At 44.3% G+C, this 25,027-nt stretch carries 20 protein-coding genes; 8 read left to right on the plus strand and 12 right to left on the minus strand.

Annotated elements, in window-relative coordinates; genetic code table 11:
- Positions 1-52 precede the first annotated feature (52 nt).
- The 5 genes from AACT23_RS04955 to AACT23_RS04975 all read left to right on the plus strand — a co-directional run bounded on the left by AACT23_RS04955 (position 53) and on the right by AACT23_RS04975 (position 6,231).
- The gene (locus tag AACT23_RS04955) at positions 53-1,363 is read left to right on the plus strand and encodes an MATE family efflux transporter (RefSeq protein WP_094129815.1); all 1,311 of its coding nucleotides are present in this window, start codon (positions 53-55) and stop codon (positions 1,361-1,363) included.
- Between the two features lie 114 nt (positions 1,364-1,477).
- Complete coding sequence (gene chrA / locus AACT23_RS04960; RefSeq protein WP_094129818.1) at positions 1,478-2,626, plus strand: chromate efflux transporter; 1,149 nt, start codon at positions 1,478-1,480, stop codon at positions 2,624-2,626.
- A gap of 224 nt (positions 2,627-2,850) precedes the next feature.
- On the plus strand, positions 2,851-3,999 hold the full coding sequence (locus tag AACT23_RS04965) for an HD domain-containing phosphohydrolase (protein ID WP_017046553.1): 1,149 nt from the start codon (positions 2,851-2,853) through the stop codon (positions 3,997-3,999).
- Positions 4,000-4,175: 176 nt separating this feature from the next.
- Positions 4,176-5,864 (plus strand): AMP-binding protein, encoded by a 1,689-nt coding sequence (locus AACT23_RS04970; protein WP_094129821.1) that lies wholly within the window; start codon positions 4,176-4,178, stop codon positions 5,862-5,864.
- A 154-nt stretch (positions 5,865-6,018) separates the two neighbouring features.
- Positions 6,019-6,231, plus strand: a complete 213-nt coding sequence (locus tag AACT23_RS04975) for a VF530 family protein (RefSeq protein WP_013856133.1) — start codon at positions 6,019-6,021, stop codon at positions 6,229-6,231.
- A 168-nt stretch (positions 6,232-6,399) separates the two neighbouring features.
- Here the strand turns inward: AACT23_RS04975 and fusA are convergent, their stop codons facing one another.
- A complete protein-coding gene (fusA, locus tag AACT23_RS04980) occupies positions 6,400-8,493 on the minus strand; it encodes an elongation factor G (RefSeq protein ID WP_017043055.1) in 2,094 nt (697 codons plus the stop codon).
- Between the two features lie 162 nt (positions 8,494-8,655).
- Positions 8,656-10,035: a DNA repair protein RadA gene (gene radA, locus AACT23_RS04985; RefSeq protein ID WP_094129824.1), complete on the minus strand. Its 1,380-nt coding sequence runs from the start codon at positions 10,033-10,035 to the stop codon at positions 8,656-8,658.
- A gap of 191 nt (positions 10,036-10,226) precedes the next feature.
- Between radA and AACT23_RS04990 the strand changes: the two genes are divergently transcribed.
- Positions 10,227-12,572 (plus strand): PilZ domain-containing protein, encoded by a 2,346-nt coding sequence (locus tag AACT23_RS04990; RefSeq protein ID WP_094129827.1) that lies wholly within the window; start codon positions 10,227-10,229, stop codon positions 12,570-12,572.
- A gap of 86 nt (positions 12,573-12,658) precedes the next feature.
- On the opposite strand, the gene serB is transcribed toward AACT23_RS04990, so the two are convergent.
- Positions 12,659-13,639, minus strand: coding sequence for a phosphoserine phosphatase (serB, locus tag AACT23_RS04995; protein WP_026027962.1), 981 nt, complete (start codon positions 13,637-13,639; stop codon positions 12,659-12,661).
- Positions 13,640-13,825: 186 nt separating this feature from the next.
- Here serB and AACT23_RS05000 point away from each other — a divergent pair, with 186 nt between their 5' ends.
- Positions 13,826-14,443 carry a YtjB family periplasmic protein gene (locus AACT23_RS05000; RefSeq protein WP_094129830.1) on the plus strand — a complete coding sequence of 206 codons (618 nt, stop codon included), beginning with the start codon at positions 13,826-13,828 and terminating at the stop codon, positions 14,441-14,443.
- A 58-nt stretch (positions 14,444-14,501) separates the two neighbouring features.
- Here AACT23_RS05000 and deoD read toward each other — a convergent pair whose 3' ends face one another.
- The 9 genes from deoD to AACT23_RS05045 form a co-directional block, all read right to left on the minus strand.
- Positions 14,502-15,221 (minus strand): purine-nucleoside phosphorylase, encoded by a 720-nt coding sequence (gene deoD / locus AACT23_RS05005; RefSeq protein WP_013856127.1) that lies wholly within the window; start codon positions 15,219-15,221, stop codon positions 14,502-14,504.
- A gap of 79 nt (positions 15,222-15,300) precedes the next feature.
- Positions 15,301-16,524: a phosphopentomutase gene (locus AACT23_RS05010; RefSeq protein WP_026027961.1), complete on the minus strand. Its 1,224-nt coding sequence runs from the start codon at positions 16,522-16,524 to the stop codon at positions 15,301-15,303.
- Between the two features lie 21 nt (positions 16,525-16,545).
- Positions 16,546-17,907, minus strand: a complete 1,362-nt coding sequence (gene deoA / locus AACT23_RS05015; protein ID WP_017043061.1) for a thymidine phosphorylase — start codon at positions 17,905-17,907, stop codon at positions 16,546-16,548.
- A 95-nt stretch (positions 17,908-18,002) separates the two neighbouring features.
- Complete coding sequence (deoC, locus tag AACT23_RS05020) at positions 18,003-18,779, minus strand: deoxyribose-phosphate aldolase (protein ID WP_013856124.1); 777 nt, start codon at positions 18,777-18,779, stop codon at positions 18,003-18,005.
- Between the two features lie 646 nt (positions 18,780-19,425).
- Positions 19,426-20,685: a NupC/NupG family nucleoside CNT transporter gene (locus tag AACT23_RS05025; RefSeq protein ID WP_013856123.1), complete on the minus strand. Its 1,260-nt coding sequence runs from the start codon at positions 20,683-20,685 to the stop codon at positions 19,426-19,428.
- A gap of 208 nt (positions 20,686-20,893) precedes the next feature.
- A complete protein-coding gene (locus tag AACT23_RS05030; protein WP_094129832.1) occupies positions 20,894-21,682 on the minus strand; it encodes a TatD family hydrolase in 789 nt (262 codons plus the stop codon).
- Positions 21,675-21,806 (minus strand): DUF5363 family protein, encoded by a 132-nt coding sequence (locus AACT23_RS05035; protein WP_170895495.1) that lies wholly within the window; start codon positions 21,804-21,806, stop codon positions 21,675-21,677. Before AACT23_RS05035 ends, AACT23_RS05030 begins: the two co-directional genes overlap by 8 nt.
- 16 nt (positions 21,807-21,822) lie before the next feature.
- Positions 21,823-22,596, minus strand: coding sequence for a peroxide stress protein YaaA (gene yaaA / locus AACT23_RS05040; RefSeq protein ID WP_094129835.1), 774 nt, complete (start codon positions 22,594-22,596; stop codon positions 21,823-21,825).
- A gap of 109 nt (positions 22,597-22,705) precedes the next feature.
- Complete coding sequence (locus AACT23_RS05045; protein ID WP_013856119.1) at positions 22,706-24,130, minus strand: alanine/glycine:cation symporter family protein; 1,425 nt, start codon at positions 24,128-24,130, stop codon at positions 22,706-22,708.
- A 710-nt stretch (positions 24,131-24,840) separates the two neighbouring features.
- On the opposite strand from AACT23_RS05045, the gene AACT23_RS05050 reads away from it, so the two are divergent.
- Positions 24,841-25,020, plus strand: coding sequence for a DUF3545 family protein (locus AACT23_RS05050; RefSeq protein WP_010318284.1), 180 nt, complete (start codon positions 24,841-24,843; stop codon positions 25,018-25,020).
- Positions 25,021-25,027: the final 7 nt, after the last annotated feature.

Consider the following 25,027-nt stretch of genomic DNA (forward strand, 5'->3'; position numbering starts at 1 on the left):
CCTTGCTGAGTTTTAGCCCATGACCCAAAGCCGTGTAGAACTGAATAACCGAATGAATATCGTCACTTTGACTTGGCCGATCTTTATTGAGATTTTATTACGGACGGCGATTAACACCAGTGATGTATTTATGCTGAGTAGTTATTCAGACAAGGCTGTATCAGCGGTTGGGGTTATCACTCAAATCAATTTTTTCTTGCTGATTGTCTCAATGATGGTCAGCAGTGGTACAGGGATCCTAATTGGGCAATACAATGGCTCTGGCCGCCAAAGTGAATCGGCACATGTTGGGGTGGCCAGTTTACTGCTTGGATTAATCATTGGCTCATCGCTCAGTTTAGCCGCTTATTTGAGCGCTAATTCAGTCATGAATGCCTACGGCTTAGAAGCGCAGGTCGCACAATATGGCTATGAATATCTGGTTATCAGTGGCAGCTTTACAGTAAACGTTACCATCGGCATTGTACTGGCGACGATTTTGCGCAGTAACGGCTACTCCAAAGCGCCGATGTTCATTAATTTATTTGCCGGATTATTGAATATCATCGGTAACTATATTGCTATTTTTCAACCCTTTGGACTGCCCGTCTACGGTGTACAAGGGGTTGCGATATCAACAGTGTTCAGCCAAATTGTCAGCACTATTTTGCTGTACTACACCGTTAAGTACTACCACATATCACTACCGGTGAAAGAGTGGAAAATCATCCCGAAGCCGCTATACCAGAAGATCATCAAGATCGGCATGATGAATGCGGGAGAGATTCTTTCCTATAACATGATGCAACTGACGGTGATTTTTTTCGTTGTAAAAATGGGCACGGCTTCACTGGCCGCGTTTACTTATGCGCAAAATATTGCCCGTCTCGCCTTTGCATTCTCAGTGGCTCTTGGGCAAGCCGGGCAAATTCAAACTAGCTACTACATTGGTAAAGGTTGGGTGGATGAGATTCTGACTAAAGTTCAACAATATTTTGTGGTTGGCTTTCTCGTCTCCAGCACATTGACGATCTCAATTTATCTACTGCGCGCTGACATCATCGCCCTCTTCACTTCTGATCCTGAGATAACGGCCTTGGTCGCAGGGTTAATTGCTGGCTCCATTGCAATGGAAGCCGGGCGCACGTTTAACCTAATTTTTATTGCCGCACTCAAAGGCGCAGGAGACATTCGCTTTCCAGTGCAGATGGGCATATTAAGCATGTGGACTTTTGGCGCAGGTTTAACTTACTTATTTGGCCTACATTGGGGATGGGGAGTTATGGGTGCATGGGTGACCATTTCGGTGGATGAATGGTTCAGAGGCATCATCATGTTTAGGCGTTGGCGATCTAAGGTTTGGACTAAGTTTAAACTCAGTTAACCCATGCCAATCTGTCTATCATTTTCCTGCGGTTTACAAATGGTTAATGATTAAATTTGAATCTGCTCAAACATCCTTTTAAAGTAGCAAAACAACGTCTATTTAAGAGTGCTTATGCACATGTTTACTATTTTCAAAACTTTTTTTCTGCTTGGATGGATAAGCTTTGGCGGGCCTGCCGCTCACATTGGTTATTTCCGCAATACATTCGTTGAAAAATTAAAATGGATTGAAGATAAAGAATACGCACAGATCGTTGCCTTAAGTCAGTTTTTGCCAGGGCCAGGTTCAAGCCAAGTTGGGTTTGCACTAGGATACCATCGTGGTGGCTTATTGGGTGGATGCGCCGCTTTTGCTGGTTTTACACTCCCTTCGGTTTTGATCATGGTTGCCCTTGCCATCGCCAGCAGCCAATTACTACAAACCCCCTTATTTCAAAACGTGATTCACGGCTTAAAACTGCTAGCCGTTGTGGTTGTCGCGGATGCCACATGGGGAATGTATAAAAACTTCTGTAAGAATCGCTTAACTGTTGGGTTGTGTGTGGCCACCGCTGTGATGCTGATTGTTGCACCCAGTATTGGAACGCAAATCGGAGTTCTCATTGCGGCAGCGCTGATCGGAGTGAAATGGCTCCCTAGTCAAGATTTAGCCACTGAACGTTCATTTGTCCCCGCTTTCATCCCTTTCGCTCTCTTTATTGGCTTACTGGTCGGTTTACCTTTTGCCGCCCACTTAATGCCTGAAATCGCTCTATTTAACCACTTTTATCAAGCGGGTAGCTTAGTGTTTGGCGGTGGGCATGTCGTGCTTCCATTGCTGCAAAATTTAGTTGGCGACGCACTTGACCCGGATCTGTTTTTAACAGGATATGCCGCAGCACAAGCGGTTCCTGGTCCAATGTTTACCTTCGCCACTTACATTGGCTACGCTATACTACCACAAGCGCCAATCTTAGGCGCAACGCTGGCGACCATTGCCGTCTTTTTGCCGGGTTTTTTGTTACTGCTCGGCGTGCTTAAAAATTGGCAAGCCTTAGCAAACTATCGATCAGTATCAGGAGCAATCAACGGTGTTAACGCCGCCGTCGTTGGTTTGCTGCTCTCAGCCTTATATCACCCTGTATTTACAAGCTCGGTCAGCAACAATTTAGACATGGCGATTGTTCTGATCGGTTTTTACCTACTAAAACAGCTCAAACTGCCTATTGTCTGGCTGGTTATATTCTTTATGCTCAGTGGTATTGCACTTGGATTAAACTGAAATTGGCCATACGCCTTGTGACTAAAAATGGCGTCAAATAGCCGTATTTATCTAGTGACCCAGCGTCATCCAACGGCTTTCCAGTACCACCTCATATTGCTTGGTTATATAACCCATTTTTTAGTTAAATTTCACGCACGCATCGCTTATCTGTTCTAAACTTATCAATTAGAAGAGCTTCTCCATTTCAACCTTGGAGACCCTGTAGCGCAGAGGAACACGCGATGGATACGCATAGCAAAGGTTGCGAGCACGCCTATTTTCCACATGTTGGTCCACTCAATAAGCAACTGGCTAACATACACCAACGAATGCAAGTCAAAGTCCCAGAGATTGACCGTATCTCTTTTGCGCTATACGACCATCATCATGATAATTTGAAAACCTACGCCGACAGCACCTTTCACGGGGGCGAGCTTATACATTACGAGTTTCCACTTGCTGAGCTTCCAGTCCTTAAGCAATGCGCACAAAACGGCCAGAGTCGTAGCGTTGAAAATATCCCAATCCAATTGAAGCCAGACTATCCTCATACTCGCTGGCTAATTGAGCAAGGTTATTGTTCATCACTGGCGATTCCGACTTACCACCAGCAAGCATTTATTGGCTTTATTTTCCTCAACTCGTGTCAAAGCCATTTGTTTACCGAACAGGTAAAGCAGAATGTAGAACCTTTTATTGAGATGATTCGCTTTGCAGTTTGCTCTGAATACGATTTAGTCCACACTATTTTAGAGACTGTCAATTTGACTCAAGCACGCTCCCCAGAGCATCAATTGGAATCGAAAGAGCATAAAGAACGTATTAGCTGTTATGCCAAAGTCATCGCTACTGAGGTTGCTGACATTTATCAACTAGATGATGAGACCATTGATAACATCATCCAGTTTTCGCGCTATCACGACATAGGCAAACTTGCCCTACCGACAAGCTTATTACTTAACCCAAATACATTAGATAAACCAGAGCGTGCTCAACTGTATAGCCACATAGAAAAAGGTATTGAAATCATTAATCAAATTATTGATGACATAGGTACACCTGATCACCCTTGCATATCCATATTAAAAGAGATCGTCGCTTATCATCATGAGTTTTTGGATGGCAGTGGCTATCCTTACGGCCTAATGCAAGACAATATCCCGATATCGGCACGCATTATTGCTGTTGCCAACGTCTTTGATGCCTTAACAAGCCATCGTCCATACAAACAAGCTTGGTCTGTTCCTTTTGCTCTTCTCGAACTGGAAAAAATGGTCGTGAGCGGCAAGCTTGATAAACATTGTGTTAATGCCCTTCGCTATCATCAAGATTACTTAAAACATGTGATTGATATTCACCCAGAAATCGACCCGAAGGATAGATTCAACTGAACAGAAATAAACGTCACTCTGAGTTAATAGTGTCAAAATAAGAAAGTGAATCCAGCGCGCAACTTTAACGTTTAGTAACTACAATCTTCTTTTACCTAACCATTCCACCATGCTAAAGTTAACAAAACATTAACATAAGAATAATAATATTTTTGCCAATAACATGGAGTTAGAGAATGATTCAGCCTAACGAGTTAAGCAAAGCAACTTGTGCTCTCCCACCACCGAATGAAATGATCTTGAAATGGGCAGCGGAACGCCCCAACCAAGTTTATTTAAGACAAATTATTAACCGAAAATTTGTTGAATACACCTATGCTGAAGTGGCCGACAAAGCACTCAGGCTCGCCTCGGCACTACAAGAGCTAGGGGCAAAACCCCAAGATAAAATTGCACTCATTTCCAAAAACTGCGCTGAATGGTTTGTGTGTGATCTCGCAATGATGCTCGGCGACTTTGTCAGTGTTCCCATTTTTCCAACGGCTGGCGCCGATACCATCGAATACTGCCTCACCCATAGCGAAACAAAAATAGTCATTGTGGGTAAACTCGATAACGGCCAAGCTACCCAACAAGTATTGAGCCATTTGCCAGATATCATCAGTATTGCGCTACCCTATGATTCAGCTCCCACTTGCGATCACCTGTTTACAAAATTGATTGAGCACTATCCGCCAAGCACAGAACGCCCTGTACATCATGACAATAAGTTGATGTCTTTAGTCTATACATCGGGTACGTCGGGCTTGCCGAAAGGGGCTATGCTGACCTACGGTGCATTTAGCTGGTCAGCTCAACAGCTTATAAACCACATTGGCATTCAAGAAAACGACCGTTTATTTTCCTACCTCCCTTTGGCTCATATTACTGAACGTGTTTATATTTTTGGCTCTTCCATCATGGGTGGGGTACAAACGGCTTTCCCTGAATCATTAGACACCTTTATTGAAGATGTCAAAATGCAGCGCCCGACACTCTTTATCTCAGTACCAAGGTTATGGACTCTATTTCAGCAACGCATTCAAGACAAATTACCGCAGAAAAAGCTCAATTTTCTGCTAAAGATCCCTTTTGTAAGCACGCTGATTAAGAAGAAACTTGCTGATGGCTTAGGGCTTGATCAAGCACGTGTGCTTGGTTGTGGCTCGGCTCCCGTATCACCGGCGTTATTAGAGTGGTATCACCAAATTGGGCTGAACATTACCGAAGCTTGGGGCATGACAGAATCTTTTGCTTATAGCACCCTGAACTACCCGTTTAGAGCCGACAAATTGGGGTCGGTTGGACGAGCAGGCCCAGGAATCGAACTTAAAATCGCTAATAATGATCATGAGATTATGGTGCGTAGCCAAGGACTATTTTCTGGCTATTATAAAAATGACATTGCAACTCAAGAGTCATTTGATAAAGAAGGATGGCTACATACTGGCGATATCGGTTTTATTGATGCTGAAGGTTATCTCACCATTCAAGGGCGCAAAAAGGACACCTTTAAAACAGCCAAAGGCAAGTTTGTGGCTCCCGTACCTATCGAAAATAAACTGTTCGAATACACTCGAGTCGAGATGATGTGTCTGATTGGCTTAGGGCTTCCCGCCCCTATTTTGCTGGTTGTTCCACATAATTTCCCTCATTTTGATCGCGTTCGTTATGAGCGTACTACTCAAAAAGTCATTAAGCGGATGAATGAGGAATTGGAATCGCATGAGCAAATCAAAGGCGTGCTAATGATAAAGGAGCCATGGTCAATCGAAAATGGTGTGCTCACTCCTACCTTAAAAATCAAGCGGCATGTATTAGAACAGAAATATCATGAAATGGGGCACAATTGGCCAAAAGGACAACTGGTTGTTTGGGAAGAGTAATCCATTCTAATTGAGCAGGTTGGACTTAGCCTCTAACCTGCCAATACACCAAGTTTTCACACTAACAACCTCCTATATTGCCTAATATTTTGTCCTAATTTAACTCCTGTGCCTGCTATACTTAGCTTAAATAACGCTATTGAATAATTGAATCATGACACAAGATAATAACCCGCTGCATGGGGTCACTTTAGAAAAACTACTCACGGATCTCGTTGAATACTATGGCTGGGAAGAGCTCAGCTACATGGTCAATATTAACTGCTTTAAAAAGGATCCGAGTATTAAATCAAGCTTGAAGTTTTTACGTAAAACTGAATGGGCACGTATTAAAGTTGAAGAAATCTATATCAACCTTAAGGGCTAACTAAACGATATGAATTGAGTAGCATAGGCTACCTTCGCCCGGCAGTTTCCACTTTTATCGGTTCTGCTTTTATCGGTTTTTATGCCCTTTTCTATTTCGTTGTTACATAAAAAAGCCCCACCAGCTTTCACTGGTGGGGCTTTTTACGTTCAGCTTAGCTTTTAAGAATTACTTCTTATCTGCTTCTTTACGTGCTTTAACGTCAGCAATAACTTGCTCTGCAACGTTTGCAGGACATGCAGCGTAGTGTGAGAACTCCATAGAGAACTGACCACGACCAGATGTCATTGTACGTAGGTGACCGATATAACCAAACATTTCAGATAGAGGAACGTTCGCTTTAATACGTACGCCTGTTACGCCAGCTTCTTGATCTTTAATCATGCCACGACGACGGTTAAGGTCACCGATAACATCACCAACGTGATCTTCTGGAGTAAACACGTCAACGTGCATAATTGGCTCTAGAAGTTGAGCGCCAGCTTTAGGCATAGATTGACGGAATGCACCTTTCGCTGCGATTTCAAATGCGATTGCAGATGAGTCAACTGCGTGGAAGCCACCGTCGAACAGTTCAACTTCAACGTCTAGTACAGGGAACCCAGCAAGAACACCTTGGTCCATCATAGACTTAAAGCCTTTCTCTACCGCAGGCCAGAATTCTTTAGGTACGTTACCACCAACAACTACTGATTTGAACGTGAAACCTGAATTTGGCTCACCTGGTTTGATACGGTAGTCGATCTTACCGAACTGACCAGAACCACCAGACTGTTTCTTATGCGTATAGCTATCTTCAATTGCTTTAGTGATAGTTTCACGGTAAGCAACTTGAGGAGCACCAACGATAAGATCAATGCCGTGTGTACGCTTAAGGATATCAACTTTGATATCTAGGTGAAGTTCACCCATACCTTTTAGGATGGTTTCGCCAGTTTCTTCATCAGACTCAACTTGGAATGATGGATCTTCTGAAACCATTTTACCTAGCGCAATACCTAACTTCTCAGAACCGCCTTTGTCTTTAGGAGCAACAGCGATAGAGATTACAGGCGTTGGGAAAATCATTGGCTCAAGAGTACATTCGTGTTTAGGATCACATAGAGTGTGACCAGTTTTCACGTTTTTCATACCAACGATAGCGATGATATCACCCGCTTGAGCGGAATCAAGTTCGTTACGATCGTTCGCGTGCATCTCAACCATACGGCCAATACGCTCAGTCTTACCAGTAGCACTGTTAAGAATGGTGTCACCTTTCTTCAGTTTACCAGAATAAATACGGATAAACGTTAGGGCACCAAAACGGTCATCCATGATCTTGAACGCAAGTGCGCGGAATGGTTCGTCAACAGAAACTGTTGCAACTTTACCAGTAGGCTCACCTGTTTCAGGATCAGTCAGATCTTGAGGTACAACTTCAGCTGGAGCTGGAAGATAATCAACAACGGCATCTAGTAGAAGTTGCATGCCTTTGTTTTTGAATGCTGAACCACAGAATGTAGGGAAGAACGCTAATTCACGAGTACCCTTACGGATACAAGCTTTTAGTTGCTCAATAGTTGGCTCTTCGCCTTCCATATAAGCCATCATTAGCTCGTCGTCTTGCTCTACTGCAGTTTCGATTAGCATTTCACGGTATTCTTCAACTTGCTCTACCATGTCTGCTGGAATTTCTTTGATTTCGTAGTTTTCTGGCTGACCTGAATCATCCCAAACGTAAGCTTGACGGTTTAATACGTCAACAACGCCAACGAATTCGTCTTCACGACCAATTGGAAGAGTCATAACAAGTGGGTTTGCGCCAAGAACTTTCTTCACTTGTCCTACAACGCGGAAGAAGTCTGCACCCATACGGTCTAGTTTGTTTACGAAGATCAGACGAGCTACTTCTGAATCGTTCGCGTAACGCCAGTTAGTTTCTGACTGAGGTTCAACACCGCCAGAACCACAGAATACACCAACACCGCCATCAAGAACTTTCAGAGAACGGTAAACTTCAACTGTGAAGTCAACGTGCCCAGGAGTATCGATAACGTTAAAACGGTGATCTTTCCAGAAACAAGTCGTCGCTGCTGATTGAATTGTGATACCGCGTTCAGCTTCTTGATCCATGAAATCCATGGTAGAAGCGCCATCGTGTACTTCACCTGTACGGTGGATTTTACCAGTAAGCTTAAGAATACGCTCAGTGGTAGTGGTTTTACCGGCATCAACGTGCGCGAAAATACCAATGTTTCTGTATTTTGATAAATCTGCCATTGTCTTACTCTGTTAATAAGGTATAAAGTGCGCGCAGAGTATATCACAATCTGTCAAGACTGATACCCTTGCATACGCTTGCTTGAAAAAAAATATAGTACGGTTACGAACTGTCGGTGAAATATAGGTCATAACCGTAAAAGAGGCGAGTTTAATTAAGATTTATAACTCATCAAATGCTTCAATTGCTTCAGATAATTTCTTCACACCGTGCAATTGCATGCCCGGCATTCCACCTTTAGGCATATTCGCCATCGGAATAATTGCTTTCTTAAAACCATGTTTAAATGCTTCATTTAATCGCTCTTGACCACTAGGTACTGGGCGAATTTCTCCGGCCAAACCGACTTCGCCAAACACGACAACATCTTTAGCAAGTGGTTTATCTCTGAAGCTTGAAAGCAGTGCCATGAGAAGTGCTAAGTCGGCGCTTGTTTCCGTCACTTTAACGCCACCAACCACATTAACAAACACATCTTGATCGGACATTTGTAAGCCACCGTGCTTGTGAAGCACTGCCAACAATAAAGATAAGCGATTTTGCTCAAGCCCAACGGCGACTCGCCTTGGGTTCGCTAATTGTGAATAGTCAACCAGTGCTTGGATCTCCACTAGCAGTGGACGCGTTCCTTCCCATACGACCATCACCGAACTGCCCGAAGTATCTTCTTCGCCTCGCGAAAGGAAAATGGCAGAAGGATTACTCACTTCACGCAAGCCCTGTCCCGTCATGGCAAAAACGCCGAGTTCATTGACCGCACCAAATCGGTTCTTGTGACTGCGCAATGTACGAAAACGACTATCAGTCCCTCCGTCGAGCAATACCGAGCAGTCAATAATATGCTCTAGCACTTTTGGACCAGCCAAAGAACCGTCTTTAGTAACGTGTCCGACTAAAAATACGGCAACGTTGTTTTGCTTAGCATAGCGTGTGAGCGTTGTCGCAGACTCGCGCACTTGTGCCACCGTACCGGGAGAGGATTGGACGTCGGCCACATGCATCACTTGAATTGAGTCTATGACCATGATGCGGGGCTGCTCTTTTTCAGCGATTTGGCAAATGCGATCTACATTGGTTTCCGACAGCATTTTAAGCTTATCTTTAGGTAAACCAAGACGAGAGGCTCGCATCGCGACTTGCTGAAGCGATTCTTCACCCGTGACATACAAAGCAGGCATTGACGCCGCGAGCTGACACATGGTTTGCAGTAATAAAGTCGATTTCCCAGCGCCAGGGTTACCACCGATTAAAATCGCCGCGCCGGGTACGACACCACCACCCAATACACGGTCCAACTCTTTAAAGCCGCTAGAAAACCGTGGGACTTCCTGCAGATTAATATCCGACAGCACTTGGACTTGTGATTCCGTTACTGCCCCAGCGTAACCACCTAGTCGCTCATTACGTGCAACCTGCGGCGATGCTGCCAAGCGTACTTCGGTGATAGTATTCCATGCACCACAAGCACTACATTGACCTTGCCAACGCGGAAAATCTGCGCCGCAATCATTACATACATAGGCGCGTTTTGCTTTTGCCATGCTTCCTCAACAATTCCTGTTTCTTGTTGGTAACCTATACTTTTCAAGCTTAAAGATTAAACTGTTAAGTAATCATGAAGTGATATAGGTTGATTTACGTTTAAATAAAGGTTGAACCTTCGCAACAGATAACTAAAGATTATGATAACGATGCCGATTAATCTTTAAGACGGACACTCTAACAGAAAAGTATGCAGCAATCTGAAATTCTATCAATCGCAGAGCGTTTGATCCCAGCTTACCGTTTACCTGATTTTGAATACCTTCTTTCACAAATGACAGAAGATGAATCACCGTCGGCAAAATTACTGGTCAAAATGGAGCTCAATCGCATCATGGCTCCTTGTGTTAAAAGTATTGACTTGCGAGGTCGGGTACAAGGGGAATGCCGAGAATATGAATTAGATGGCCGCAAACATTGGTTCGACGATGTGGCCTTTAACGCCTATCACAAAGGGGTCAAAAAATTTGGTGCGTACACGGAAGGTGTATGGGAAGCATTAAACAATACGCCAAACAACTTCCGTGTGATGCAACAACGTGGTGCCCAAAACCCACAAAAAGACGGTGGTGGAAGTACGTTTTTTGAGGCTGAGCCAATTAAGCTTGGTTATGATCTCAAGCGTCAAGAAAATCGCTTAAAAGTCACCTCACAAGTTGAGATTCACCTACCTAGTAAACAGCTGGTCAATGGCCTCAGTGTTGATCTATCCGTTTCGGGTGCAAAATTTAAAGTTCCCGCCGCTTTTAACTACAAGCTCGGTGAGGTGATCAAAGTCTATTTTTCCGAACTCAACAAAACGTCAGAAGTGGTTGGACTGCACCACGCCATTGAATATCGTATTTTAGGTATTGATGAGTCTTACGATAACGATGCCGTGAAATTTCTGCGTACACTAAAACTTTCCGACACTAACATCATCGAAAAAGTGATTACTGAATCGCTGCAAAATAACACTCAAAAAGCGCGCCACGATAACCAAGATAAACTAATCCGAGCTCGAACCCGTGGTTACGAGCACACCTATTTAAAACACACCTGTAACTTACCAGTGTTTTTTAGTGGCAGTGAATTGAAGTTGGTGCTGCTGACTGAAAATAACCAACCGATCTGGCAATACTGGCACGACGAGCGTAATCAACAAGCACTCGGTTCGTTATTCAATAAAGAGCGGATGGAACAGTTAACCAAGCCGGGGATGCGGGGTAGCAATAATGTGCTTTATGCTTTTAAGCATGAACATCAGGAAAAAACGCTCTTTTTTTCAATGATGATGCCAGAGGCCAACCGTGAACAAAGAAAAATGTTTTGGCATGTTGGTGCTCGTCGACAAAGTTGGAAAGCGTTTCGCTTATTTGTCTTTGAACTCTCGGATGAAGAGCGTCAAGAACTTGCGGTTCATGCCCATGAATTGTCAGATCGCTCAAGCCACTTAACGCACTGTGGCGTTTTACAAGAAATTGGCGATGAGGATTCGGCAAAAGATTACCTATTGACTGACAAACCCAATTTACCCAATAGCGAACTCAATAAATTTCGTCATCCAAGGCAGATCATTGGTCAACCTACAGGCATTTATTTTGATGCTCGCTCGCGTAGAAAAGAGCCTCGTTACCAATTCAAGACACCGCTGACCATCACTTCAGGATCTGGGGTAAATGCAACAGGCCACTCGATTGATTTATCCAAACGTGGTTTAAGTATTATTGTGGATACACCACTACCCGTGAAAGCAGGCGATAACGTCACCATCAATTACCACGAATTACAGCTTTACGACAAAAAGCTGCCACTGCATAGCCTTCCCTATAATGTCATTCGTATTGGGCCCGAAGGTCGGCGTCTACAATTGGTGATAGAAGAAAATATACATACCATCAAAACAATCGCTTTTTTCAATAGCATTATTGAAAACAATCAAGATAAGTTGTTACAGAAAGAAGAAGTGCTACCAAGTCATAACTTGCTGGAAGGGTTGCACAACATTTTGCTTGATAAGATGATAAGTTCGCCGATTTTCGTTGATAAACACGGTGCAAATTTACGCCCTAAAGTGATTGGCGTGAATTATCCCTTGCCGCCTCATCTTGTGTTACTGGCTAAATTAGGCCAAGAAAATCGCATCACGTTAGAGCCAATATTCAAAGGTCACACCAATACGCTACTGGCTAAACCGATGCGGCGCATTGAAGGAGCGATACCGCAATATCACGACGTTTATATTGCGGCAATCAAATTTGGCACGCGTATTCAATCAATCCAATCGAAATTATTAAGTGATTTTGAAAACACTAAAGAGCGTATTGATTTCATTCAAAAAGCGCAGCACATGGGTGAAATTTACATCTTGAGGATTTGCAGTGCACCCGTCTTTGACCCAATCACTACGCTGCTGCGCAGTGATCTCAATGAGTTGGCACAAATTAGTCTTCATCACGCTCGTACGCTAGAAAAAGAGATCACCTCAATCATTGGTTATGGAGAGGTGATCGATATTACAGAAGAAGTATTGATCCGCTTAGAGCTGACCTTGTAAAAGCGACTGACTTTTGTAAAAGAGAGTGTGGGTAAAAGAGAGAGTGGGCATCGCTCACTCTCTTATCTCTTGCTGTTGAGCTTTACTTAAGGCTTCACTTTCCAACTGAGTTTTTGCTGCTTCACCAATGAGGCAGAGAGAATACAGAGCACGCCACCAAGGCCTGCAAAACGGACCGCCGCTTGTGCTTTTTCTTCAACTTTAGGTTTAGCATGATAAGCAACGCCTAACCCCGCTGCAGCCATCATAACTAAATCATTCGCCCCATCGCCAACCGCGACAGTATTGTGCAATTCAATCTCATAACGTTGTGCTAACTCAACCAAAATATCGGCTTTGGTTTGTGCCGAAACGACATCACCTAGCACTTGACCAGTAAGCTTGCCATCAACAATTTCCAACGTATTGGATTGCGCATGATCAAGTTGCAGTTCGCTTTTTAAATAATCTGAAAAATAGGTAAAGCCACCGGATGCAATCGCCGTTTTCCACCCCAATGCATGCAGTGTCGCCACCAGTTCACGTAAATCGGGCATCATGGGTAATGTAGAGCGAACCGCTTCAAGAATCGACTCATCGGCACCAGCAAGCTTTCCAACCCGCTGACGCAAGCTTTGCTCAAAATCCAATTCACCTTGCATCGCTCGCTCAGTGACTTCGGCTACCTCCTCTCCGACACCCGCTAACTTAGCTATCTCATCAATGCATTCAATTTGAATCGCCGTGGAGTCCATATCCATCACAATCAAACCCGGTTTAGAAAGGTCTGGTACTTCACACAAACGGGCATAATCAATTTCGAGCCCTTGTAAAATTTTCTCGTGCTCTGTCGTCAGCTCACCTGACATCAGCGCCACTTCATAATGCCCCACTTTCCACATATCGAGGACAGCGTTGTAGTAACCGGTAAAAAAGTCAATATCATCAAAGTGTTGAGTGGAGAGATAAGGTGCAAAAACAATCCAACTTGCTTTTGCTTTGTCAAATTGTGAAGAGAAACGAGTTTCAGGCAAGCGGTTGAGCAGCGTTGTGTGCCTTTTGATCGGCAATGTTTTGAGGGCATCCATGTTTATCATTCCTTAATCAATCCTTTCCTTCAGCCTGCTTAAACGCACCGCAAGCAAAATGGGATCAACTCGATTCAATGCTCGAGTATCAATAAATGGGTGTATGCCCCTGACGTTACCCTATTGCAATTTAAAAACGCAAGTCTCAATATGAGTAAAGTTTTTATTTATCCAATCAGGTGGGTTATGGACGGCTCTTTATTTTCATTTCGCGTCGCAATTCGTGTGCTTACCGTCATTTTATTAGCAGGCATGTTCTTCTTTACCGTAAAAAACAGCGTTGTGATCAGTAAAGGTAACGAACGAATTCAGGCCAACCAACTAGAAACATTAACTAAGGTTTTGATTTCACAGGCATCATTATCTGCGGGCAGCATGATATCAGAGCAAGATCAAGAGCGCCTGCTAGCCCTTACCAACCAGTTAGCTCAAGACAAACTGGTGTTTGATGCCACCATTTATGATTCCGAAGGGGTCAAATTAGCCGCCAGCGATAACGCGTTAAGCGTACGCGAAGTATTAGGATTGGATACACCACTGCGCACGGCCAGCATTGGCCGTCAGCAACTGGTTGAGCCTGTCTATCATGAAAGCAGTATTATTGGTTTTATCCGCATTACTTTTGAAACTGGCCGCGTCACCGCGATTTCAGATCACCACTATCGTAAAAGTGATCGCTACATGTATCTCATGCTGCTAACCAGCTTTGTCAGCGGTGTATTGCTCACACTGCTACTGCTGCGCCGAAAGCCAAAGAGTCGTGGTGAGAATCTGCTGCTACAGAATGTGGATGATATGACTTAGCAGGCTTTGTAAATAAAAAACCTCAGTTGCGACACTGAGGTTTTTTTATAAAAGAATATTATTGAGCGTCGCCAATCAATACTGAATCTAACGCAATTTCAATCATTTCATTGAAAGTGTTTTGACGCTCTTCTGACGTCGTTTGCTCGCCAGTTTTGATGTGATCAGAGACAGTGCAAATCGTCAGTGCTTTTGCGCCATATTCCGCTGCTACGCCGTAGATTCCCGCCGCTTCCATTTCTACACCAACAATACCGTATTTATCCATCACATCGAACATCTCTGGATCTGGCGTGTAGAAAAGCTCTGCGGAGAACAAGTTACCCACTTTCACGTTAATACCACGCGCCGTAGCCGCTTCTTCTGCGGCTTTAACCATTTTGTAATCGGCAATCGCAGCAAAGTCGTGGTCTTTAAAACGGATGCGGTTAACTTTGGAATCGGTACAAGCCCCCATACCAATCACAACATCACGCACTTTGATATCGTCGCTGACCGCACCACAGCTTCCGACACGGATCACTTTTTTCACGCCAAAATCTTTGATAAGTTCCGTCACGTAAATTGAGCATGAAGGGATCCCCATGCCATGGCCCATTACCGAAATTTTACGACCTTTGTACGTCCCTGTATAACCAAACATGTTACGGACATCACACACTTGAACCACATCATCAAGGAAAGTTTCTGCGATGTATTTTGCGCGAAGTGGGTCACCCGGCATTAAAACGACGTCTGCAAATGCACCCATTTCAGCATTAATATGTGGAGTTGCCATTAAAAGTATCCTTTATCTAAATTGACCAAAGAATAGAGAGTGATCTCTCTATTCATCCTCAAAAAATGAATCGCTACGCTTACTGTAAGAAATTGGTGCCGTAATCCATCGCAGACGTACCGAAATAGTGCGCCAGTGACTGACCAATATCAGCAAACGTCTCACGGCGGCCCAATGAACCGGGGGCCACTTTATGCCCATAAATCAAGACTGGAATATGCTCGCGCGTATGATCCGTACCCGGCCAAGTTGGATCGCAACCATGGTCCGCTGTAAGAATAAGTACATCGTCCTCTTCCATTAACTCAAGCACTTGTGGCAGACGCTTGTCAAAGTACTCCAGTGCCGCAGCGTAGCCCGCTACATCACGGCGATGACCATAAGCGGAATCAAAATCAACGAAGTTAGTGAAGACGATGGTGTTATCTTTCGCTTGTTTGATTTGTTCTAGTGTTGCATCAAATAAAGCCGGGATGCCTGTCGCTTTGACTTTATGAGTGATGCCGCAGTAAGCGTAAATATCGGCAATTTTACCAATAGAAACCACGTTACCTTGCTTCTCATCAACCAACTTTTGCAGCACGGTCGCTGCTGGCGGCTCAACGGATAAATCACGACGGTTGCCAGTACGAGCAAATTCTCCCGCTTTCGGGCCAATGAACGGGCGCGCAATCACGCGGCCAATGTTGTAATCCGCCAATTCTTCACGTGCGATCTGGCAAAGTTCTAACAAACGATCAAGACCAAACGTCTCTTCATGACAAGCAATTTGGAACACTGAATCAGCCGAGGTATAGAAAATCGGTTTACCCGTTTTCATGTGCTCTTCACCCAAATCATCTAAAACCTGAGTGCCTGATGCATGGCAGTTACCAAGAAAACCATCCAAACCTGCGCGTTCAATAATGCGATCTGTCAGCTCTTTCGGGAAACTATTTTGCTTATCGCTGAAATAACCCCATTCAAACAGTACAGGAACACCAGCAATTTCCCAGTGACCCGAAGGAGTATCTTTACCTGATGAAAGTTCAGCGGCGTGGCCGTACGCACCGATAATATCAGCGTTGGCATCAAGCCCCGGAGCAAAACGCCCCGTTGACTCTTTATGCGCCATGGCAAGCCCCAGTTTCGATAAGTTTGGCAGCGTCAATGGGCCCTGGCGATCCGCGTTATTCGCTTCGCCTTTAGCACATTTGTCTGCGATGTGGCCCAAAGTGTCAGCGCCAACATCACCAAATTGTGGTGCATCAGCGGTTTCGCCGATACCAAATGAATCTAATACTAAAATAAATGCTCTTTTCATTGCTCTCTCCAACCGATATTTTTATACGTCTTCTGCGCGAATTTGGCCGTAGACATCGGGTGTTGGTGTATATTCTCCGCCAATTTGAATGGCGCTTTGTAATGCTTTGGCCGCTTGTTGCCATTGCGCTTCATTACGCGCATGGATCACCGCCAACGGCTTGCTGCTATCGGCAACGTCACCTAGGCGAATAAATTGGTCAAACCCAACCGCGTAATCAATGGTGTCAGTTGCGACGCGGCGTCCACCGCCCATCTCCACCACGGCCATGCCAATCGCGCGAGTATCCATTGCCGATACGACGCCACTTTCTAGAGCGTAAACGGGCTTAACCAGCTCGGTTTTTTCAAGATAGTGATCGTAATTTTCAACAAAATCAGCGGGGCCGCCTAACCCTTTGACCATTTTGCCAAAGCATTCAGCCGCTTTTCCGTTATTAAGAACGGACATCAGTTTCGCACGAGCATCATTGCTGTCTTTTGCTAAATTGCCTAACAACAACATCTCAACGCAAGAGGCCAAGGTAATTTCCAGTAAGCGAGGGTTGCGATATTCACCAGTTAAAAAGCGTACCGCTTCACGCACTTCAAGGGCATTACCTGCCGAAGAGGCCAGCACTTGGTTCATATCCGTCAAAATAGCCGTGGTTTTCGTACCTGCGCCGTTAGCCACTGCGACGATAGATTTAGCCAACTCTTCAGAAGCTTCGTAAGTCGGCATAAATGCGCCAGAACCGACTTTGACATCCATCACCAAGGAATCTAACCCAGCGGCTAATTTTTTAGAAAGAATCGAGGCGGTGATGAGTGAAATATTGTCGACCGTTGCGGTAATGTCACGTGTGGCGTATACGCGTTTATCCGCTGGCGCGAGATCACCTGTTTGGCCGATGATAGCAACGCCCGCTTCTTTGGTTACTTGACCAAATACGTCATTACTTGGCGTGATGTTATAACCGGGAATCGACTCCAATTTATCCAGCGTGCCGCCCGTATGACCAAGGCCACGCCCTGAAATCATAGGAACAAAACCACCGCAGGCTGCAACCATGGGGCCAAGCATCAGCGAAGTAACATCGCCCACGCCGCCAGTTGAGTGTTTATCAACGATAGGACCACCGAAGTTCATCGCATCCCAGTTGATCACCATCCCAGAATCACGCATGGCGCACGTCAGTGCAATGCGCTCTGGCATAGTCATTTCATTGAAGAAAATCGTCATGGCAAAGGCCGCAATTTGGCCTTCGGAGACGGTATTATTCGCCACACCTTGAATAAAAAAGTTAATTTCTTCGGTGGTGAGGATCTCGCCGTCACGCTTTTTGCGAATGATTTCTTGAGGTAAAAAAGTTTGAGTTGAATACATTAGTTGCCTCCCAAGCATGATGCTTTGGTCAGTAAGGTAAAGAGGTAATCGGGAGCTGATGGCTCAGCTCCACGAGTCAGACTTATTATTATCAGTCCTACTTCAGCGCATAATTAATACGCAGCTGGATCGGCTTTTTGGTCTGTTACTTCTAATGTATTCAAAAGATTGGTTAGCAGGCTTGAAGCCCCAAAACGGTAGTGCATACTGTCGGCCCAATCTGCGCCAAGTAGCTCATCAGCCATCGCGAGATACAATGCAGCATCTTGCGCTGTGCGTACACCGCCCGCAGGTTTAAAGCCTACAGTTTTGGCAACGCCCATATCGCGAATCACTTCTAGCATCATGCGTGCGTATTCTGGTGTTGCATTCACAGGGACTTTCCCCGTTGAGGTTTTGATGAAATCAGCGCCCGCTTCAATACAGATTTGAGACGCTTTTTTGATTAATGCTTCTTCTTTTAGCTCACCAGTTTCGATGATCACTTTAAGCAGAATGTCACCACAAGCGGCTTTGCATTGCTTAACAAGATCAAAACCGACTTGCTCATTACCGGCGATTAATGCGCGGTAAGGGAACACAACGTCGACTTCATCAGCACCGTACGCAACAGCGGCTTTAGTTTCCGCAACGGCAATCTCAATATCATCATTACCGTGTGGGAAGTTGGTAACGGTTGCGATACGAATCTCTGGCGTGCCTTGCTCACGAAGTGTCTTCTTCGCAATAGGAATAAAGCGAGGGTAAATACAAATTGCAGCGGTATTACCTACAGCCGTTTTGGCATCATGACAAAGGGCAATCACTTTCGCATCCGTGTCATCATCGTTTAGCGTAGTCAAATCCATCAATTTCAGTGCACGTAGTGCGGCTGCTTTTAAATCGCTCATTTCTATCTCCGATCAATATATTCAAATAGTTCACTAGTAAACCACGCTCAGTGTTGAGAGCGAGATGGCTTGCTAGCCACAAATGAACGGACTTGGTTCCTTGAAGACTCGAAATGCACTTGCATTTCAATTGCTATCCCTGTCACCGCACAGTACCAATTTGGCCTATGGCACAACCATGATATGCCGCTTATTTGCACTCATCGCCGTGTCTAACGTATATCCGTGTGTAACTTATACCCGTATCTAATTTATATCAAAGCAACACGACATGATAAAACGGGCTGCCTTTGCGTCAAATCATACTCCATGTATTGATTGGCGCTAGCTGATATCTTCACTCTTCTATTGAAAATGAATCTCACTGATACAGTATAGATTTTCACTACAAAACTGTAGCGTCATTCATAGAGCAAACGGTTTGTATCTCAAAAAAGATCAGCGTCAACGATAATCTCGTTTACCGATAAACTCTGATCTATCCATTAAAAGCTAACTTATAAAAGAGAGCTTGAGGTGATAAACACTGACCACCCGACTAAAGAGTAAATCAAAGTATTCCTTTCGCCAAAACAAAAAAGCCCCGCAGCAATCTCTTGCTACGGGGCGATGTTAAACGGCGTCTATATCTCTTTCTCTTATTTAATTAGAAAGAAAGGAAGAAGCCAGCAATGGTTGCTGCCATTAAGTTAGACAGTGTACCAGCACAAACGGCTTTTACACCCATCTTCGCGATATCGTGACGACGGTTAGGAGCAAGACCACCTAAACCACCGAGTAGAATCGCAACAGAAGAAAGGTTGGCGAAGCCACACAGTGCAAATGAGATGATAGCTTGAGTTTTCTCAGACATCACCGCACCAGTAGCAGCAACGATCTGTGCGTTCTCACCCACGTAAGGTACGAAGTTTAGATAAGCAACAAATTCGTTTACAACCAGTTTTTGACCGATGAAAGAGCCCGCTAGCGTTGCTTCTTCCCATGGCACACCAATCAGGAATGCTAATGGAGAGAAAAGCCAACCAAGCAGTAGTTCTAGAGTCAGTTCAGGCATACCGAACCAACCACCCACACCACCAAGCATACCGTTAACTAAGGCGATTAGACCAACGAAGGCAAGTAGCATTGCACCTACGTTTAACGCAAGTTGCAGACCAACAGAAGCACCACCTGCAGCAGCATCGATTACGTTGGCAGGTTTATCATTGCCATCCATATCGCTACCCAGTTCTTCATCTGGAGTATCGGTTTCTGGTTTGATGATTTTTGCAAACAGTAGACCACCCGGTGCTGCCATGAAAGAGGCCGCAACAAGGTACTCTAGCGGTACACCCATCGATGCGTAACCAGCAAGTACACCACCCGCAACTGAAGCCAAACCACCACACATTACTGCAAACAGCTCAGATTGAGTCATTTTAGGTACAAACGGACGAACCACGAGTGGCGCTTCTGTTTGACCTACGAAAATGTTGGCTGCAGCAGACATCGATTCCGCACGAGAGGTACCGAGTGCTTTTTGTAAACCACCACCTAGAATCTTAATTACCCATTGCATAACGCCAATGTAGTAAAGCACAGAGATAAGTGCCGAGAAGAAGATTAGAGTAGGTAGAACTTGGAAAGCAAAGATGAAGCCAATACCGTCAACTGAAAAGTTAACTAGGCTGCCGAATAGAAAACCAGTACCGTCTTTACCGAAGTCTATGACGTTTTGAACACCCGCAGAGAAACCTGCAAGGAGATCACGACCCCATGGTACGTAAAGAACGAAACCACCGATAATAAATTGGATAGCAAAAGCGCCACCCACTGTTCTTAGATTGATAGCTTTGCGGTTATCAGACAGTAGAACTGCAAGTCCTAGCAGAACTGCCATACCGACTAGGCTCATAAACAGGCTCATAGTTTATGATTTCCTTATTAGGTTATTGTTGGCGTGTTATAAAATGGAGCTCATGAAGCGGGGTGATTATACTCATCACCACTAAGATAAAGTAATGCCAGCCTCACACTTTCTTATAAGATTCACTGCCCATTCACTCATTTATGTGAGCACGTTCAATATTTACTGATACTAGAATCATTAAACCTACATTTCATTTCGAATTTATTCACACCGGAAAGAACAGAGAATGGCTGTTTTTCCACAAAACATCAGCAACCGTTTGCTCTGATTGGTTCTTCAGCAACGCAAGCGTTTGCAGGATAATCGGCAGTTTTTGTGGGTGATTCGCTTGCCCTTGAAAACCATTGAGTGGCATATCAGGAGCATCCGTTTCTAGCACTAAACTTTCGATGGGGAGTGCCGCAATAGTAAGACGGGTTTTGTTGGCTCTTGGATAGGTAATAACACCACCCACGCCAATCTTAAAACCCAGTTCAATAAACTGGTTTGCCTGTTGAACGCTGCCAGAAAAAGCATGCAGCACTCCACCTTGGTTAAATTGATGCTTTTTTAACAGTTGTATTAGGCGGTTGTGCGCTTTGCGGCTGTGTAATATCAATGGAAGTCTGGCTCGTTTCGCAAGCTCTAGTTGCATTTCAAACATTGTTTCTTGCAAAGCAGGAGCAATATCAGTCGCAAAATCTAAGCCACACTCCCCCAGAGCCACGCATTGAGCTGGTTTTTGAAGTAGCTTTTGCTCAAGCTCGTCGATATCCGCAGGGGAAGAGGTTGATAAAAAACAGGGATGGAAACCGAGAGCAAAATAGAGTTCAGGATAACCGTTAGCAAGCTCGGCCACTCGCTGCCAGTTACTTGGACCAACGGCGGGAATCACTATTTTCTCAACCCCCTGCTGGCGAGCTAAATGTAAATGGTGTTCAAACTCACGCTCAAAGATAGGAAAATCGAGATGGCAATGCGTATCAAATAAACGCAGCTTCTTATTCTCACTCACGTTCTTTACTCTGAACAGGATCTTGACGATAAGGAACACAGCTACGTTTTTTATCTGGTGTTAAACCCATGTTCTCACACCAGCGATCATAACGCGCAACCTGCTTTTTCAACCACTGCCACATAACCGCCTCTCTTACATCACTGCTCTTCGCGTTTAAAGACCAACTCAGTTGCTGATGACTCCTGTTCTACAAAATAGTAGCCAGCACTGTCAAACTGAGCCAATTGCTCTACAGAAGAGATTTGTTTATCGATAATGTAGCGCGCCATCATGCCACGAGCCTTCTTAGCATAGAAGCTAATGACTTTGTATTGCCCTTTCTTACAATCCTTAAATACCGGAGTAATGATGCTCCCCTTAAGCTTTTTCGGATTAACCGCTTTAAAATACTCGTTGGAAGCGAGATTAATCAACACATCATCGCCTTGCTCTTTCAGAGCTTGATTGAGTTTATCGGTAATGATATCTCCCCAAAACTGGTACAGGTTAGTCCCCCTCGAGTTACCCAATCTCGTGCCCATCTCCAAACGGTACGGTTGCATCAGATCCAGTGGTTTCAATACACCATACAAGCCAGAGAGCATTCTTAAATGCTGTTGGGCATATTCAAATCCGGCATCCGATAATGTTTCTGCTTCAAATCCTGTATAAACATCCCCTTTAAACGCCAAAATGGCGGGACGTGCATTATCCAACGTGAAGGTTGGGCTCCACTGCGCAAAGCGAGCCACGTTGAGCCCAGCGATTTTATCGCTCACTTTCATCAACGCTGAGATGTCGGCAGGAGTCAATTGACGGCAAACATCGATCAACTGAGCTGAATGGTCAATAAGCTCCGGCTGAGTATATTTGCTTGTCACCAACGGGGATTCGTAATCTAACGTCTTGGCTGGGGAAACAACGATGAGCATAATTTTCCTTCCTTTCTATTCTTATTTTATGGCTCACAGAGTACAAAAAAAGCCATGCGGTGTCTGCATGGCTTTTTCAATCTATTTAATCGTCAGTAACGATAACCGGCTATTTGTTGTTGTACCAAATGCCATCTTCCAACTGAGATTTTAACTCAGGGTAATCATTAGCATCGAAGGTGGGAACCTTACCTGCGGCTAGCTGACGGTTATAATCTTTCGCGAGCTTAATCACAATGCCAGAGAGCAGAATGATCGCCACCAAGTTAACAATCGCCATTAACCCCATCGAGACATCCGCCATTGCCCATACGGTAGGCAAGGTCGCCAATGAGCCAAACATCACCATGGCAAGGAAAACAATACGGAACAACGTTAACCCTTTCTTATTGTTGTGCTCTAAGAAAATCAGGTTCGTTTCGGCATAAGAGTAGTTGGCAATAATTGAAGTAAAGGCGAAGAAGAAAATCGCAAAAGCAACAAAAATCCCACCCCAACTGCCCACTTGTGAGCTTAATGCGCGCTGAGTCAGCTCGATACCGGTAATTTCACCGTGCGGTACATATTCACCCGACATCAAAATAATGGCGACGGTTGCTGAACAGATCACAATCGTATCAATAAAAACACCCAACATTTGCACGTAACCTTGAGAAGCAGGATGCGGCGGATAAGGCGTTGCAGAAGCCGCTGCATTAGGTGCTGAACCCATACCCGCTTCATTGGAAAACAGACCGCGTTTGATGCCGTTAATCATGGCTTGAGCAATCGCGTAACCTAAACCGCCTGCGGCCGCTTCTTGAAGGCCAAATGCACTTTTGAAAATAAGGCTTAATACGGCTGGTAGCTTTTCTATATTAGTGACCATGACAAACATCGCAATCGCTAAGTAAGCTAATGCCATGAAAGGTACAATCAACTCAGCGGTACGCGCAATTTTACGGATACCACCAAAAATGACGAAAGCCGAAATTGCAACGATGAAGATACCGACATACAGCGGATCAAATCCAAAAGCATTTTTCATAGCTCCTGCAATTGAGTTAGCTTGAACGGCATTGAATACTAGGCCAAAAGCAATAATCAGGAAGATGGAAAACAGCACACCCATCCAACGCATACCAAGGCCTTTTTCCATATAGTACGCAGGGCCACCGCGGTAGTTACCATCTTTGTCACGGGTTTTGTATAGCTGAGCCAACGTGCTTTCAGCAAATGAAGTCGCCATACCAAGCATAGCAATCAACCACATCCAGAAAATCGCGCCTGGACCACCCGCCGTTAAAGCAACGGCTACACCGGCCATGTTTCCCGTACCAACACGCGCAGCAAGGCTAGTACAAAGTGCTTGGAAAGAAGAAATACCGGCTTTATCTGCTTTGCGGCTGTTTTTCAACACACTAAACATGTGGCCGAAATGGCGAAATTGAATGAATCCTAGGCGAACGGTGAAGTACACACCAACACCGACTAAAAGATAAACAAGGATGGATCCCCAAAGTAAATCATTCATTAAATTGATTAAGTCTGTCACAAGAACCTCTCATAGAGTGATAGCGCTGACCTAAGCGAAAAGCTTCACGAAAAAATGCACATGCTGCGAGTCAACGTTCTAACCAGCATGTTTTTATCGATATTATGCAATGCATTTTATTCGTCCAAAAAGTGAGGAGTCTCAACTTTTGAAGGGGCAACGTATTTTTGACGGGCGGATAATGCAACCTGAAAGAACAAAAATCAATATGCAACAAGTTTAGTTAAAATGTTATTTTTCACTATAAAATCACCTTTGATTAACATTTAACAAACCAATACAGCAACAACTTGGCAATCAAAACAACCCAAACTGGAAACATTGAAAGATAAAAAACAACCATAAAAACCCAGTTGCACTCACTTAATCTCACCCCTTGAGAATAAAGGGCTAATCAGTTTCACCACTAAATCTTGCATAAATTTATGATAATTTTTTATTGAATGGTCATAAAACAACCAACCAGGCAATTGTAAATTTTCAAAACAACATTTATTTAACATTTAAAAATGCAAATAAAATCGTTTGCGTCGCTTAACCGCTCCCTTTTTGTACTAAAGAATCCCACTGAAACTGTGAAATTCTGGTCAAAATCCAATAAAAGGTTCATCAAAAGGAAACAAATGAGAAACAAATCATAGCTAGGCTAGCGAAAACTGTGCTATCTAGAGAGCACGACATGGCGTAATAACAACAACAAGAGGTTGCTTATGGAAAGCTTGCAATTTGACGAAATGTTGGAAATGGAAATCACAAAACTCCGCTCTAGTCGCACTAAACCAGTAAAAAGAATGTGGCGAGAAATTGAAGCGATTCAGGATCAAAAACGGTTACAAAGAGAATTGATGGAGATGGATGTCTGCTTCGAGGCTGATCAAATAAAACTCTGAGTAAAAA

It is taken from the genome of Vibrio sp. V09_P4A23P171, assembly GCF_963875615.1.
GTDB classification, from domain to species: Bacteria; Pseudomonadota; Gammaproteobacteria; order Enterobacterales; family Vibrionaceae; genus Vibrio; species Vibrio anguillarum.

Coding starts and splice junctions, on each gene's coding strand:
- deoD (WP_013856127.1), bottom strand. CDS start 15,221: ATGGCAACTCCACATATTAATGCTGAAATGGGTGCATTTGCAGACGTC.
- deoC (WP_013856124.1), bottom strand. CDS start 18,779: ATGAGCGATTTAAAAGCAGCCGCACTACGTGCACTGAAATTGATGGAT.
- AACT23_RS05010 (WP_026027961.1), bottom strand. CDS start 16,524: ATGAAAAGAGCATTTATTTTAGTATTAGATTCATTTGGTATCGGCGAA.
- yaaA (WP_094129835.1), bottom strand. CDS start 22,596: ATGCTCATCGTTGTTTCCCCAGCCAAGACGTTAGATTACGAATCCCCG.
- chrA (WP_094129818.1), top strand. CDS start 1,478: ATGCACATGTTTACTATTTTCAAAACTTTTTTTCTGCTTGGATGGATA.
- AACT23_RS04970 (WP_094129821.1), top strand. CDS start 4,176: ATGATTCAGCCTAACGAGTTAAGCAAAGCAACTTGTGCTCTCCCACCA.
- AACT23_RS05025 (WP_013856123.1), bottom strand. CDS start 20,685: ATGAGCCTGTTTATGAGCCTAGTCGGTATGGCAGTTCTGCTAGGACTT.
- AACT23_RS05000 (WP_094129830.1), top strand. CDS start 13,826: ATGGACGGCTCTTTATTTTCATTTCGCGTCGCAATTCGTGTGCTTACC.
- serB (WP_026027962.1), bottom strand. CDS start 13,639: ATGGATGCCCTCAAAACATTGCCGATCAAAAGGCACACAACGCTGCTC.
- AACT23_RS04955 (WP_094129815.1), top strand. CDS start 53: ATGAATATCGTCACTTTGACTTGGCCGATCTTTATTGAGATTTTATTA.
- AACT23_RS04990 (WP_094129827.1), top strand. CDS start 10,227: ATGCAGCAATCTGAAATTCTATCAATCGCAGAGCGTTTGATCCCAGCT.
- AACT23_RS05050 (WP_010318284.1), top strand. CDS start 24,841: ATGGAAAGCTTGCAATTTGACGAAATGTTGGAAATGGAAATCACAAAA.
- AACT23_RS04975 (WP_013856133.1), top strand. CDS start 6,019: ATGACACAAGATAATAACCCGCTGCATGGGGTCACTTTAGAAAAACTA.
- deoA (WP_017043061.1), bottom strand. CDS start 17,907: ATGCTTGGGAGGCAACTAATGTATTCAACTCAAACTTTTTTACCTCAA.
- fusA (WP_017043055.1), bottom strand. CDS start 8,493: ATGGCAGATTTATCAAAATACAGAAACATTGGTATTTTCGCGCACGTT.
- AACT23_RS05035 (WP_170895495.1), bottom strand. CDS start 21,806: ATGTGGCAGTGGTTGAAAAAGCAGGTTGCGCGTTATGATCGCTGGTGT.
- radA (WP_094129824.1), bottom strand. CDS start 10,035: ATGGCAAAAGCAAAACGCGCCTATGTATGTAATGATTGCGGCGCAGAT.
- AACT23_RS04965 (WP_017046553.1), top strand. CDS start 2,851: ATGGATACGCATAGCAAAGGTTGCGAGCACGCCTATTTTCCACATGTT.